Source organism: Stutzerimonas sp. R40042 (assembly GCF_026642215.1).
Lineage (GTDB): Bacteria > Pseudomonadota > Gammaproteobacteria > Pseudomonadales > Pseudomonadaceae > Stutzerimonas > Stutzerimonas frequens.
The window spans coordinates 2405119-2419173 of the sequence record NZ_CP113258.1; the positions used below are offsets into that span (position 1 = coordinate 2405119).

Sequence of the window (14055 nt, forward strand, 5' to 3'; positions counted from 1 at the left end):
GCGCGCAGGAAGGCCTCGAGCCGGCCACTGCACCAGCCGAGCACGTCGCCGCTCGCTCGTTCGTAAAGCGCCGCTAGCTTCGCCGCTCACGCAGGCGCCAGCCATAACCAAAGCTGACTAATACTTGACATAAACGGACAATCCGAGAGCCTCACATGTCTTACGAGGGCTACAGCATTTCGGTCCACTTCGCCTGCAGCGCCATCAAGGCGGCGCAGCGCAGTGGGCTCGACGAACAGGCGTTGCTGCAGGAAGCCGGCATCGGCCAGCGCCTGCTCGACAACGCGCAGATGCGCATGACCTCACTGCAGTTCAGCCGGCTGATGCTGGCGCTATGGCGCGTTGGCGACGACGAATTCATGGGCCTTGCGCCCTCCCGTAGCCGCCACGGTGTGTTCGCCCTGATGGCCCGCCAGGTCATCGGCTGTCGTCGCCTGGCCTCGGTCTATTACCGAATGGCGCGCTTTTACAATCTGGTCAACGATTCGCTGCGTCTGGAGCTGACCGCCGATGGCGGGCAAACCGCTTTCGTGATGCGCCTGGCCGATCCGGAGCATGACCCGGAGCATCTCTTGCGGGAAGTGTTCATGCTGCTCTGGCATCGTTTCGCCAGCTGGCTGGTGGGCCAGCGCATCGGATTGCGGGAGGTGCACTTCGACTACCCGCAACCGGCCAACCATGCCGAGTACAGGCTGATGTTTCCCTGCCCGGCACGCTTCTCGATGCCCGATTGCCGCCTGGTGCTCGACCCTCAATGCCTGGACATGCCGGTGGTCCAGACGCCCGCCACGCTGCGTGAACACCTGCGGCGGGCGCCGCTGGAATGGTTCACGCGCCCGTCCTACCAGGCCGCCTTCACGCGCAGCGTCAGTGACCTGTTCCAATACGATGGCGCGTTCAGGGACCTCGGTATCGAAGCCGCGGCAGCGGCGCTGCATATCACCGAGCGCACCCTGCGGCGGCGTCTTGCCCTCGAAGGTGCCCGCTTCCAGGCGCTCAAGGATGGCCTGCGCCGCGACCTGGCCATCCACTACCTCAGTCAGGCTGGGCTGCCGATCAGTGAAATCGCCCAGCGTCTCGGTTTCTCCGAACCTTCGGCTTTCACCCGTGCCTTTCGTCAGTGGACCGGCGACAGCCCACGCGCCTATCGGGAAGCAGCGCGGGCCTGAACGCCTAGCCGCGCAAGCGCAGCGGATCCACCAGGCGTGCCGCTACGGCCATGCCGACCAGATCGGCCAGGCGCTCGGCCTGCATGCGCTTCATCACCCGGGACCGATAGAGGTCGACGGTCTTGATGCTGATGTCGAGCTGGCGAGCGATTTCCTTGGTGGTGTAGCCCTGCACCAGCGGCAGCAGTACATCGCGCTCTCGCGGGGTCAGGCTGTCCAGGCGGGCCTGCAGGCTGACGTGCTCGCCGGTGCCGCCGGCACGTTCCTGACGACTGAGTGCCTGCTGCACGCTATCGAGCAGTAATTGCTCGTTGTAGGGCTTCTCGATGAAATCCACCGCGCCGGCCTTGAATGCGCGAACCACGATAGGCACATCGGCATGGCCGCTGACGAAGATCACAGGCAACTGCAGCCCGCGCGCGCGCATGGCCTCCTGAACCTGCAGACCGCCCATACCCGGCATCCTGACGTCCAACAGCACGCAGGCGTTATCCGCGCCATTGCAGGCTTCGAGAAACTCCCGCCCGCCGATGAACGGCCTGGCAGACAACCCCACCGACTCCAATAGCCAGACCGTCGAGTCGAGCATGCCCTGGTCGTCGTCGACGATATACACCACCTGCTCGTGAGCATCGCTCATCAGCGTTCCTCTGTTGTTATTGTCTTGATCGGCAGGCAACAGCGCATGCAGAGCCCTCCGTTCTCGCCCGGCTGGCCCTGCAACGCGCCGCCAAACCCCTCGATGATGCTGCGGCTCATCGGCAACCCGAGCCCGAGACCGTCCGGCTTGCGGGTAAAGAACGGCGTAAAGGCCTGCTCGAGTTCCTGCTCATCCAACCCACGGCCCTGGTCCGCAACGGCCAGGACCACCTCATCGGCCTGTCGCTCGGCGCGCAATACGATACGCGACGGCTGCCCCGGGTGGGCTTCGCGGTTCGCTTCTATCGCATTGCGCAAGAGGTTGATCAAGACCTGCTCGAGCAGCACGCGGTCGGCATAGACCCGTGGCAGGTCGGCGGCCAGCACCTGCTCGACGGTCACCTGGGCGGCAGCGGTCTCCCACGCGCAGAGGCGCACCGCGTCGCGCGCGACCTCGGCGACATCGAGCGGCTGCATGCGCCGCTGCCCCTTGCGCAGGAACGCCCGCAAGCGCTTGATCACCTCCGAGGCATGGTTGGCGTGCTCGGTAATCCGCTCCAGGCCCTGGGCCACGCGCTCGGCTGCTTGCGGATTCTGCCCCAGGCTCTGCAGGTAGCGCTGGCTGGCGCTGGCGTAGTTGACCACCGCCGCGAGCGGCTGGTTGATCTCATGCGCGATGCCGGATGCCAGCTCGCCGAGGGTGATGAGGCGCCCCGTATGCGCCAGCTCGTCCTGGTGGCGCCGCTGCTGCGCCTCGCGCAGCTCACGCTCGCTCATGTCGCGGGCCACCAGCGAGTAATAACGCTCGCCGCCGGTCGTCCGATGCGCCAGCAGCACGAGGGAAATCGGCACCGAGGCACCGCCGTCCTGTGCGAGCAGACGCGAATCGCAGCTCCAGACGCCCTCGCGCTCGGCGGTCGTGCGGCCGGTTCCGTGCAGCAGCGCCAGTACCTCGGTATCGAACAGCGCATCGAGCGCCGGCATCTGCCCATCCTGCAGACGCAGCGCTCGCCTTGCCGCCGGATTGAGATACGTCACCCGCCCCTCGGCATCGATGAACAACACCAGGTCAGTGTTTACTTCCACCACCTCGGCCAGACGCCGGCGGTTCTCTTCGGCCTGCACCCGCGCGGTGATTTCGCGCGACACGCTGACCACCTCGACCACCGCGCCGGTATAGGTCTCGCGGATGGCATGGCTGGCGGTCTCGAACCACAGGTAGTGACCATCCCGATGGCGCACCCGGTAGGTCATCGTGTGATAGCCGTCCACCTCCAGCGCGTCGCGGCTGCGCGCCGGCAACTGGGCCCGGTCTTCGGGGTGGAACAGCGTTTCCACGAGCTGGCCACGCAACTGCTCCGGCCAATAGCCGAGCAGCCGCCAGGCCGCTGGCGAGGCGTCGAGAAAGCGTCCATCGGGCGCGTGCCGGGAGATCAGGTCGGTGGTGTTTTCGGTGATCAGCCGATACAGACGCCGGGCGCGTGCCGCATCCCGCTCGGCCAGGACCTGTGCGGTCGCCTCTCGACAGCGCGCGAGCACCCGGTTCTGCGCGGGGTCGGGAACAAAGGTCCAGATCAGGATGCGCTGGTCGTATTCGGCCTCCACCCCTTCGATAGCCCGTTGTTGCGCCAGACAAGCGCCGACCAGCGCGGCGTGATTGACGGGCAGAAAGCGCAGCAGCTCATCCAGAGGGCGATCGGCCAGCAGCGCCAGCAGGGCAGCGTTCAGCTCGACGGGATACGCGTGCTCGTCCAGCAGCAGGCTCGGTTGCGGATCCAGGCCGAGCAACGGCGACTGACGCGCCAGGCCGCTCGCGCATGCGAGCAGGCTGAGCAACAGCTCGCGTACCCAGCTCAGCGAGCAGGGACCGACATCGCCATCGGTGGCAAGCAGCAACAACCCGGGTACGGCTTCATCCAGATCCAGCGCCAGCACGGCGCCCTGAACGATACCTGCCCGGCGCAGGCGGCCGGCAAGCCAGCAGTCCAGCCCACGGACAACGGCGAGGTCGAGCAGGCCCTCGCCGCCGAGCCGCTCATGCAGCAGGCGATCACTGGCCTGCAGCGGATCACCCAGGCCGGGAGGCAGCTGTGCGCCACTGCCCTCATGGGTGTAGATGCCGGCACCGGCCTGCCAGGTCATGTAGTACGCCTGGCGTACCCCGGCGCAGCCGCGCAGCACCCGGCACAGGGCATCGGCGCGCGCGTCGAGCGCTACCTGTTCACGCTGCAGACGCAGCCAGGTGTGAAGGCGAACGGGAGTTGTGCTCATAAGCAATCCGTCTGAAAGGTTGGCCGGGAGAAACCCCCTGGCCCGCACGGAAATAGATATAGGAGTATTACCATATTCGCCCAGCAATACTTCCATATGCCTTCCGACTGATCTATAAGATTTGCAAGCCGCCCGGGAGAAGCTCCCAGGCGATGCAGAACAAGAGCTAATAATCAGCCAAGTGGTGTCTTGCATGACCATCTACGAACAGGGCCTTGCGCCCGCCGCAGTCAACCATGTTGCCCTCAGTCCGCTCAGCTTCATCGAGCGCACCGCCAGCGTTTATCCCGATTACCCCGCCGTGATCCACGGTTCGATCCGTCGCACCTGGGCCGAAACCTACATGCGCTGCCGACGCCTGGCCTCTGCGTTGGCCGGGCGTGGTATCGGCAAGGGCGATACCGTCGCGGTGATGCTGCCCAATATCCCCTCGATGCTCGAGGCCCATTTTGCCGTGCCCATGATCGGCGCGGTGCTCAATACGCTCAATGTACGACTGGATGCCGAAGCCATTGCCTTCATGCTGCAGCATGGCGAGGCCCGGGTATTGATCGCCGACCGCGAGTTCTCCTCGGTCGTGCGCGCGGCCGTCGGGATGCTCGATCACCCGCCGCTCGTGATCGATGTGGACGACCCCGAGTACGGCGAAGGCGAGCCGGTTTCCAGCCTCGACTACGAAGCGCTGCTCGCCGAAGGCGACCCGGCGTTCGCCTGGCAGTGGCCGGAAGACGAGTGGCAGGCGATCAGCCTCAACTACACCTCCGGCACCACCGGCAACCCCAAGGGCGTGGTCTATCACCACCGCGGCGCCTATCTGAACGCGCTGGGCAACCAGATGACCTGGGCGATGGGCAACCATCCGGTGTATCTCTGGACGCTGCCGATGTTCCACTGCAACGGCTGGTGCTACCCATGGACGATTACCGCGCTGGCCGGCGTCCATGTGTTCCTGCGCCGCGTCGACCCGCAGAAGATTCTCGGGCTGATTCGCGAGCATCAGGTCACTCACCTGTGTGGCGCGCCGATCGTGCTCAATGCGCTGGTCAACATGCCCGCTTCGGCCAAAGCCGCCATCGACCACCCCGTGCACGCCATGGTCGCCGGCGCCGCGCCGCCGGCCAAGGTGATCGGCGCAGTCGAGGAAATGGGCATCAAGGTGACGCATGTCTACGGCCTGACCGAAGTCTATGGGCCGGTCACCATCTGCGCCTGGCATGCCGAATGGGACGAACGCCCTCTGGAGGAGCGCGCGGAAATCAAGGCACGCCAGGGCGTGCGCTACCCGACCCTGGAAGGGCTGATGGTGGCCGATCCCAAAACCCTGGAGCCGACCCCGCGCGACGGCCAGACCATCGGCGAGATCTTCATGCGCGGCAACACGGTGATGAAGGGTTATCTGAAGAACCCCAGTGCAACGGCCGAAGCGTTCGAAGGTGGCTGGTTCCATACCGGCGACCTGGCCGTCTGCCACCCGGACGGCTACGTGGAGATCAAGGATCGGCTCAAGGACATCATCATTTCCGGCGGGGAGAACATTTCCACCATCGAACTCGAAGGTGTGCTGTACCGCCATCCTGCCGTGCTGGAAGCTGCCGTGGTGGCTCGACCGGATGAGAAATGGGGCGAAACCCCCTGCGCCTTCATCAACCTCAAGGCCGATCACCAGGCCGTCGACGAAGACGCCATCATCAATTTCTGCCGCGAGCACCTGGCCTCGTTCAAGGTGCCACGCACCGTCATATTCGGGGCGCTGCCCAAGACCTCGACCGGCAAGATCCAGAAGTACGTCCTGCGCGAACGGGCACGCGACCTGTCGCCACCCCAGCCTGCACCTCTGCGCAATCTGGCCTGACCCCTCTTTTTTCTGCCTGGTACTGCCATCCCGTTGCAGGGATGGCGGCTGCCGGCGGCATCCGTTCACAACAACAAGAAGGCGCCACGCGGCGTCAACGGAGGCTCCATGCAACTGTACAAACGTAACGACGGCGATGAACAACCCTGCTGGAAGGCCGGACCGTTCAAGCTTCGCCTGCCCTTCGTGCACTACCGCTGGGAAACCGCGGAGATGCTCCAGGCGCTGATCATGTTCGTGGTCAGCCTGGGCATGATCCCGCTGTTGGAGAAATACCTCGGCCTGCCCTACGAGGTGGCGCTGGCCTACGTGGTGGTGTGCGGCATCGGCTTCATGCTGCCGGCGTTGCTCGGCGTGCCGCTGGTGCCGGGCTGGATCACCCCCGGCATCCCGGTGGTGCTGCTGTTTCTCGGCAACTTCGAGCCGGGGCCGGAGGCGATCCGCGCGCTGTTCGCGCTGCAGATCCTGGTCTGCGTCATCTTCTTCCTGCTCGGGGTCACGCGCCTGGGCAGCGTGATGGTGCGCATCGTGCCCAACTCGATGAAGGGCGGGATCATCATCGGCGCCGGCATCGCCGCGCTGATCGGCGAGATCGAGACCGGCGGGCGCCTGGCCAACACGCCGATCTCGTTGGTGCTGGGCAGCCTGATCTGCCTGTACCTGATGTTCTCGGTGTCGTTCCGCGGGCTTACCGAGCGGGTGCCGCTGGCGCGCAAGATCGTCAACTACGGCATGGTCCCGGGGATGATCGTGGCCATCGTCGCCGGCATCGCGGTGGGCGAGTACAGGATGCCGGACGTGCGCTTCGGCATCACCGCGCCGGCTTTCGACCAGCTCTGGCAGTACCTGCCCTTCACCGCCGGCTTCCCCGACGCCCAGGTGTTCATGCTGGCGGTGCCCACCGCGGTGATCGCCTACATCATCGCCTTCGGCGACATCATCGTCGGCCAGTCGCTGATGCAGCGCGCCGACGAGCTGCGCACCGACGAGAAGATCGAGATCAACGTCGACCGCATCCACCTGGTGTGCGCCATCCGCAACGCCCTGCATGCCTTCTTCGCGCCCTACCCGGGCCTGGCCGGCCCGCTGTGGACGGCCGTGGCGGCGACCATGGCCGAGCGCTACAAGTACGGCCGCAAGGCGATGGAGTCGATCTACAGCGGCGCCGGCACCTTCTGGATCACCGGCTTTCTCGCGCTGTTCGTCCTGCCGCTGGTGAGTTTCTTCCAGCCGGTGCTGCCGATCGCCCTGTCGCTGACGCTGATCCTCACCGGCTACATCTGCCTGATGGTCGGCTTCGAGCAGCTCAACAACAACGCCGAACGCGGTATCGCCGGCACCATGGGTGTGGTGCTGGCGGTGTACGGCGCGGGCTGGGGCCTGGCCGCTGGCGCCGTGCTGTACCTGCTGATCGAGCGCACCCACCTGCTGCGCTTCGCCTCCCCCGGGGTGCGCGCCCAGCGCCCCAGCGAAGCCGACTGACCGCCGCCCGCCCCCAAACCTCCCCGCATTGGTCCGCGTGGCCAGTGCGGGCGACTAGAAAAGCCAGTCCTGATGAACAACTACAGCAGGCCATTGCAACAACCTTCCGCGGCGCCCGGCTCAACAGCCGCGAGAAGGAAGGGCTAACCGTCGACTCTGGAAGGCTGGCTGGAGGTGATGAATCAACGCAGCTCCTCGTTCCACGATGATATGCGCGCCCCCAAGGACGTCGCGCAACATCGTGTTCAGCCAAGACGCCAGCGATGATTCCTGTTGGTCCTGTTGGTCCTGTTGAAATAGGGGCAGTTGCTGGGAGAACAGCAACGCCTGTTCTAGTCGCTCAATCCCGAAATCACGTCCGCCTAGCACTTCACGCGCAGCGTCGAGGAGTGCCTGAATGTCAACAATCTGAGCAGCTACCTCGTGAATCTCTATAGACCCGCCGGGCCTTCCTCGATTGATCCAAGAGTTGATGGCGCGAGTTCTCGTCGGTACCCCCATAGCAGCCTCTATAACGTAAGCACCCGGTACTAGGGAGCTCGTCCAGACCGAATGGCCATGCAAGAAAACGAGAAACAACGGTGTGGTCCATTAGCCTTGCAGCGGCCGCCTCGGTCCTTAAGCTTCCGAAACTGGCGCCGCTCGGGCGCATACGCGCTCCTTCATCTTGCCGAGCACCTGCAGGCAAATGTCGCTGTGCGGCATGATCCGGCAGGCTAGCACTATGTCCTGCGCCTGTTCCTCGGCGCTGACGTGGGCCTGGCTCATCACCTTCGCCTCGTAGCTGCCCTGGGTGATCTGCACCTTGCACACACCGCAGCCGCCGCCACGGCACAGCGCCAGCCTTCTGTATTTCGCGGCCTCAGCCATTCACCAAGCTGATCTTGTACCTCCGCGAAACGCTTTGCAGTATCGACGTCAGATTGAGATATGCCGGTCAGCCCCGTGCAAAACTCAGTTAGCGTGGGGCGAAGTAGCGGCCAGACAAACTGTCCGAAATGATCGACAATCCTGTACTCCAACTGAACATCCAACAGCCCGATGCCAATTTCGATCGTCTCCATCTCGTCGCGCTGGACCTCCAATACGTGAGCGTTCCGGGCCGCCTCGTTTAGGTCGGCAGGGTAGTCATCGCAAGTCGCTTCCAGATCCACGCAAAGTAACCAGCGACTTTCGCCAAGTTGTTGACGAAGCGCATCAAGTTGTCCCCAACGCTTTACCTGCATGACACCCGCCCTTCTTTTCCTCAGAGGATATAAACCTACGAGCATCAGCACGGACCGTGGGCTCCGTTTTATAGTAGTGACACGAGAAACGGATCACTGAATCGTTACCGGGGTTGCGTGTAAGCCTTTTGCCCTCTGTGCCAACAGCCAATCCAGTGACAGACGCCCGCCGTCTTCTTTGAAAGTCACAATAACGTACAAGCTGCCCGTGGCGGTAAACAGCGCCCAAAACCCGCCTTGCTCATGAGCTTTCAGTACATCGGAGGTCCGAACCCGGTGACCGTCCTGAAACCTTCCATACACATCCGCCCGCACGTGACGATGAACCACGCCGATACAACAGCCTGCGATTAAATAAGCGTCCGTGAGATACGCCGTAACTTCCCTACCAAAAGACATATCCATTGCTCGCGACAACGCGCCAGATACATCACGTGCTTGGTTGATACTTCGTTTAGTTGAACCCATCACGTCAGCACCCAAATTCGGATCAAAACTCGTTGCCTCCCCCCCACTAACGGCTAGCTGTCCAACCAATAATCGTCTCGAGCAATACGCCCAAACTTGTAGTCTTCATGCTGCGGGGCGTCGCCAAACAAATGATGTATGCGTCGCTCCTGTCGCAAATACGCCAAGGTCATGAAGAAGCAGGTTTCACACATCCGTACGCGATAACGCTCACCGTCATGTCGCGCGCCGTATCCCCAGTGCGCTTGCAGCACACCGAACTGTTCGCCGTACCCAGGCACTCGCATGGAGGTACCACAGACGTCGCAAGGCACATCGGGGTGTCGGTTGTCTGGTACGTCCATGCCCGCCAATATCTGTCTACGCATCAAAAAATCTTCAACACAGTAGTGAGCTCGGCGCTTTTGCGAGCCCCTGGGCCAGCAAGCACATATCGCGTATTGCGCGTTCTGAAAATGCACCCATCGGCAAACTCAATCAGTTGTGTTGTACGCACCCAGTCACCCTCTTGGAAACGGTTGGCACTGTCGTACAACACGCGGCCGGCATACACCATCGCGGGCTGTTGCCCGGACGCCTGTAACGTTTCTCGTATCGCGTCAGGCACGATGAGATCGATCCAGATCCAGTCACGCACAACACAGAAAGGCACCTCGTCATGCAACGCAGCCGCTGAACCACGCGCGCACGCTTCTGCTAACGACATCTCGATACCAGGCATTACCTCACCCGGGGCGTATAACAAATGAGATATTTTCTTTAAATCGTCCATACCGTCTCTCTATCTGAACCATAGATGTCTAGAGGCAGAATCTGGGCAAAACTTCCCTACCTTGACAAAATTACCAAGTATGAAAAGCTTGCTTCCCAATGAGCGTCAGTTCTGACTTTTGATATATGGCCTGAGTCTAAAAGGCGAACAGCGCAACCCCATCAACCTCCATTATTAAACTAAGTACTTTATTCATCAATGCAAGCCTATGGCGTCGCCCCACTACGCTCAGTATTGGACAAAAAACAGCAACCTGAAACCAATGCAATAAAATAATCCAGCTCCAACGACCGCCCGTCAAGCACTTTTAGAAAAGAAAAAGCCAACCACTGACCGTCGGTATTTGTAATACGTATATATTGACAAGGATTGCCAGAACTCATGCACCAGAAGAGCAAGAAGATAATCCTTATCGGACTTACCCTGGGCGCGGTCAATGACTATTTGAGATCAAGACATATCTCCACGGACGATGCGAAGCTGATCCAACCGGCTCGGAGTCTTCTTTTCGAATTTTGAAATTTCGCACCGTTGGTAATCACCACAAGCGAGGCGCGTCGGTGACGCGGAAGGGTACCGCGACTCCTCGCGACTGCTTAAATTGCAAACGAAAGCGGATGATCTGAGTAATTTGTAGCGAGGGGCAGGTTCGAGAAAGTCTGCGTACGCTGAGATCTGCTCACTAACACCTAGCTACCCATCTAGTGCACGCACGAAGCGCGCCACGCGTCGAGCTGTACGGCGAGGCCACAAAATGATGAAAATTATGGCTCAGCAATAATTATGGCTGAGCCATAATTTCATATAACCGCAGCGTCACGGAAAAACCGCAATTATTTACAGCCTGCAATTGACCATGACAGCTGCCCCTCCAACGAGGGGATAGACTAAGTAGGTTAGCTAACTCGGGGCTGTGGAGATGATCGAGGATCGCGCCAATGAGCTGTTCATCAGCGCCGCTAGCAGCTGGAAAATCGGCCAAAAACGCGATGAGCAAAGCCAGCTTTCAGTTCGATTCAGGAGTACTAAGAAGGTCTCTTCTGGACGGCGACTACAAGGAGCTGTCCATGACCAGCCGACACGCCATTAAGGCTGCGGCCTCGCCTCTCCTTCACAGCGCCCATTTGATCGGATGCTCATTGGACAAGCAGCTTCGGAAGGCTTCATCCTAGTAACCAATAATCATGCTATAGCGAAGTATTCGGGGCCAATCAAGCACGTCGGTTGAATGCGCCAGCCTTCGATACCCTGTCGTGACGGGATGTCTAATGACCATACAAGCCGTCATTTTTGATGCTTTCGGGACACTGATAAAGATTCAAGATGGGTCGCATCCGTACCGACAGTTGATGAAGATCGGAAAGGCGCATGGGCGGCGCCCCCGCCCGGACGACGCGTCTTTCCTGATGAAATCTGCGATAACGTTGACGCAAGCCGCAGCGCATTTGGGGATCACTGCAAGCCCTGAACAATTGAGCACTCTGGAAACTGTCCTGGCAGAAGAGATCGCAGCCGTTGAGGCATATCCTGACGGGCTCGAAGCGGTGAAACTGCTCCAAGAGCAAGGCATTCGAATCGGTGTTTGCTCGAATTTGGCTTTCCCGTACCGGCAAGCCGTCCTGCGTTGCTACCCCATGCTAGACGCATATGCATTTAGCTGTGATTTAGGCGTAATGAAGCCCGAACCCACCATCTACAGTTGGATTTGCGTGTTGCCGCTGACCGAAAACTGACCCAGTAGAGGCTGTTCTGCCGACTGAAAACTGACCCAGGTGTTCAACTGCTTCTGCTCAATTTTTGAGCAGGAGAACACAGGGTGATCAGTATGGAAATGATGGGCAAAATCCGCCGGATGTATTTCCGCGACAAGCTGTCGCTGCATGAGATAGCCAAGCGCACCGGGTTGGCGCGCAACACGATTCGCAAGTGGGTCAGAGCACCTGAGGCCAAGCCGCCGGTCTACCAACGCCGCGCGATCTTCAACAAACTCAGCCCTTTTCACGCCACGCTGGAGCAGGCGCTAAAAGCCGATTCGCTGCGGCCCAAGCAACAGCGGCGCAGTGCCAAGGCGCTGTTGGCGCAAATCAAAGCCGAAGGTTATGACGGTGGCTACAGCCAGCTCACCGCGTTTATCCGTGCCTGGCGAGGGGGACAGGGCAAGGCGTCGCAGGCCTTTGTGCCGCTGACCTTTGCTCTTGGCGAGGCGTTTCAGTTTGACTGGAGCGAGGAAGACTTGCTGGTCGGCGGCATTTACCGGCGTATGCAGGTGGCACATCTGAAGCTGTGTGCCAGCCGTGCGTTCTGGCTTGTGGCGTATCCGAGCCAGGGCCATGAGATGTTATTTGACGCCCATACACGCTCGTTCGGCGCCTTGGGCGGCGTGCCGCGCCGGGGCATCTACGACAACATGAAGACCGCCGTCGACAAGGTCAATAAGGGCAAAGGCCGGGCGGTGAATGCGCGCTTTGCGGTGATGTGCGCGCATTACCTGTTCGATCCGGACTTCTGCAACGTCGCCGCTGGTTGGGAAAAGGGCATCGTTGAAAAGAACGTGCAAGACAGCCGTAGGCGCATCTGGCTAGACGCCCAGGACTGTCATTTTCACTCCTTCGAGGAACTCAATGCCTGGCTGGGCCAGCGCTGCCGCGCGCTTTGGAACGAGCTGACGCACCCTCAATACAGCGGGCTGAGTGTGGCCGAAGTGCTTGAGTTGGAGCGCGCTGAACTGATGCCTGTGCCAGCGCCATTCGACGGTTACGTCGAGCGGCCTGCGCGGGTCTCCAGCACCTGCTTGGTCAGCGTCGGGCGCAACCGCTACTCGGTGCCGTGTGAGTACGCGGGTAAGTGGGTCAGCAGCCGTTTGTATCCGACGCGAATCGAGGTGGTGGCTGACGACGCGCTGATCGCCAGCCATGTCCGCTTGCTGGATCGCGACCAGGTCAGCTATGACTGGCAGCACTACCTCCCGCTGATCGAACGCAAGCCCGGTGCGCTGCGCAACGGCGCGCCCTTTGCTGATCTGCCGGCGCCGCTGCGTCAGCTTAAGCACGGTCTGGGGCGTCATGCCGGCGGTGACCGGATCATGGCGCAAGTTCTGGCTGCCGTACCGGTCGCCGGGCTCGATGCCGTGCTGGTAGCCGTTGAGCTGGTACTGGAGAGCGGCAGCCTGAGCGCCGAACACATCCTCAATGTCGTGGCGCGCCTGGCCGCGACCGAACCACCACCCAGCGTCGAAACCCACTTGTCGCTCAAGGAAGCCCCCGTCGCTAACACGGCGCGCTACGACCGCCTGCGTGGCCAGGCCGAGGAGGTCGGTCATGCGTGATTTGATGGCGGAACTCAAGGAGCTGCGCCTGCACGGCATGGCCACGGCCTGGGCGGAGTTAACTGCACAGGGTGAGTCGAACACAGCCTCGTCCAAGTGGCTGCTCGAACACCTGCTGGAACAAGAGCACACAGATCGCGCCATGCGCTCGGTGAGCCACCAGATGAACATGGCCAAGCTGCCGATGCACCGCGATCTGGCCAGCTTCGATTTCAACGCCTCTAGCGCCGACGCACGCCTGATCAGCGAGCTGGCCAGCCTGGCCTTTACCGACACCGCGCAGAACGTGGTGCTGATCGGTGGGCCAGGCACCGGTAAAACCCACCTAGCCACCGCGCTGGCCGTGTCCGGCATCACCCGGCATGGCAAGCGCGTGCGCTTCTACTCCACGGTCGATCTGGTCAATCTGCTGGAGCGCGAAAAACACGACGGCAAAGCCGGGCGGATCGCCCAGGCACTGCTGCGCATGGATCTGGTCATCCTCGACGAACTGGGTTATCTGCCGTTCAGCCAGGCTGGCGGTGCGTTGCTGTTTCACCTGCTGTCCAAGCTGTACGAACACACCAGCGTGGTGATCACCACCAACCTGAGCTTCGCCGAATGGTCGAGCGTGTTCGGCGACGCCAAGATGACCACCGCCCTGCTGGATCGGCTGACCCACCACTGCCACATCGTCGAAACCGGTAACGAGTCCTATCGCCTGCAACACAGTAGCTTGGCGGCCCAGGCCAAGATCAAATCACGGGAGCGAAAGCGTAAGGGCGGCCAGGAACCGGAGGACGATGAGTCGTTCTGATTTCATGGTGACGACGGCCTGCTGCATGGCTGCATGTGGCAGGTCTTCAACAGCT

General features: G+C 61.4%; 13 protein-coding genes. 6 read left to right on the top strand and 7 right to left on the bottom strand.

The window, feature by feature from the left end; all coding sequences use genetic code 11:
- Positions 1-155: 155 nt before the first annotated feature.
- Positions 156-1169: an AraC family transcriptional regulator gene (locus OUY36_RS11430; RefSeq protein ID WP_042909933.1), complete on the top strand. Its 1014-nt coding sequence runs from the start codon at positions 156-158 to the stop codon at positions 1167-1169.
- 4 nt (positions 1170-1173) lie between these two features.
- On the opposite strand, the gene OUY36_RS11435 is transcribed toward OUY36_RS11430, so the two are convergent.
- Positions 1174-1809: a response regulator transcription factor gene (locus OUY36_RS11435; protein WP_042909934.1), complete on the bottom strand. Its 636-nt coding sequence runs from the start codon at positions 1807-1809 to the stop codon at positions 1174-1176.
- The gene (locus OUY36_RS11440; protein ID WP_079282612.1) at positions 1809-4079 is read right to left on the bottom strand and encodes a PAS domain-containing sensor histidine kinase; all 2271 of its coding nucleotides are present in this window, start codon (positions 4077-4079) and stop codon (positions 1809-1811) included. Before OUY36_RS11440 ends, OUY36_RS11435 begins: the two co-directional genes overlap by 1 nt.
- A gap of 193 nt (positions 4080-4272) precedes the next feature.
- Here OUY36_RS11440 and OUY36_RS11445 point away from each other — a divergent pair, with 193 nt between their 5' ends.
- Positions 4273-5931: an acyl-CoA synthetase gene (locus OUY36_RS11445; protein ID WP_042909936.1), complete on the top strand. Its 1659-nt coding sequence runs from the start codon at positions 4273-4275 to the stop codon at positions 5929-5931.
- Positions 5932-6039: 108 nt separating this feature from the next.
- The gene (locus OUY36_RS11450; RefSeq protein ID WP_042909937.1) at positions 6040-7413 is read left to right on the top strand and encodes a solute carrier family 23 protein; all 1374 of its coding nucleotides are present in this window, start codon (positions 6040-6042) and stop codon (positions 7411-7413) included.
- A 618-nt stretch (positions 7414-8031) separates the two neighbouring features.
- On the opposite strand, the gene OUY36_RS11455 is transcribed toward OUY36_RS11450, so the two are convergent.
- Genes OUY36_RS11455 through OUY36_RS11475 form a run of 5 tightly spaced genes read right to left on the bottom strand, consistent with a single transcriptional unit; the run spans position 8032 to position 9879 of the window.
- Positions 8032-8283 carry a 2Fe-2S iron-sulfur cluster-binding protein gene (locus tag OUY36_RS11455; protein ID WP_226033825.1) on the bottom strand — a complete coding sequence of 84 codons (252 nt, stop codon included), beginning with the start codon at positions 8281-8283 and terminating at the stop codon, positions 8032-8034.
- Positions 8181-8684, bottom strand: coding sequence for a 3'-5' exonuclease (locus OUY36_RS11460; RefSeq protein ID WP_326491932.1), 504 nt, complete (start codon positions 8682-8684; stop codon positions 8181-8183). Before OUY36_RS11460 ends, OUY36_RS11455 begins: the two co-directional genes overlap by 103 nt.
- Positions 8685-8732: 48 nt before the next feature.
- Positions 8733-9107 (bottom strand): hypothetical protein, encoded by a 375-nt coding sequence (locus OUY36_RS11465; RefSeq protein ID WP_080505063.1) that lies wholly within the window; start codon positions 9105-9107, stop codon positions 8733-8735.
- Between the two features lie 53 nt (positions 9108-9160).
- Positions 9161-9475: a hypothetical protein gene (locus OUY36_RS11470; RefSeq protein ID WP_003291462.1), complete on the bottom strand. Its 315-nt coding sequence runs from the start codon at positions 9473-9475 to the stop codon at positions 9161-9163.
- Positions 9475-9879: a DUF6957 family protein gene (locus OUY36_RS11475; protein WP_011914493.1), complete on the bottom strand. Its 405-nt coding sequence runs from the start codon at positions 9877-9879 to the stop codon at positions 9475-9477. The genes OUY36_RS11470 and OUY36_RS11475 overlap by 1 nt, the downstream gene beginning before the upstream one ends.
- A gap of 1268 nt (positions 9880-11147) precedes the next feature.
- Here OUY36_RS11475 and OUY36_RS11480 point away from each other — a divergent pair.
- The 3 genes from OUY36_RS11480 (at position 11148) to istB (ending at position 14000) form a co-directional block, all read left to right on the top strand.
- Positions 11148-11612: an HAD family hydrolase gene (locus OUY36_RS11480; protein ID WP_267934384.1), complete on the top strand. Its 465-nt coding sequence runs from the start codon at positions 11148-11150 to the stop codon at positions 11610-11612.
- Positions 11613-11704: 92 nt separating this feature from the next.
- Entirely contained in the window at positions 11705-13204 is a 1500-nt protein-coding gene (gene istA / locus OUY36_RS11485; RefSeq protein ID WP_267938161.1) for an IS21-like element ISPst3 family transposase, read from the top strand.
- Complete coding sequence (gene istB, locus OUY36_RS11490) at positions 13197-14000, top strand: IS21-like element ISPst3 family helper ATPase IstB (RefSeq protein WP_013983804.1); 804 nt, start codon at positions 13197-13199, stop codon at positions 13998-14000. Before istA ends, istB begins: the two co-directional genes overlap by 8 nt.
- Positions 14001-14055 lie beyond the last annotated feature (55 nt).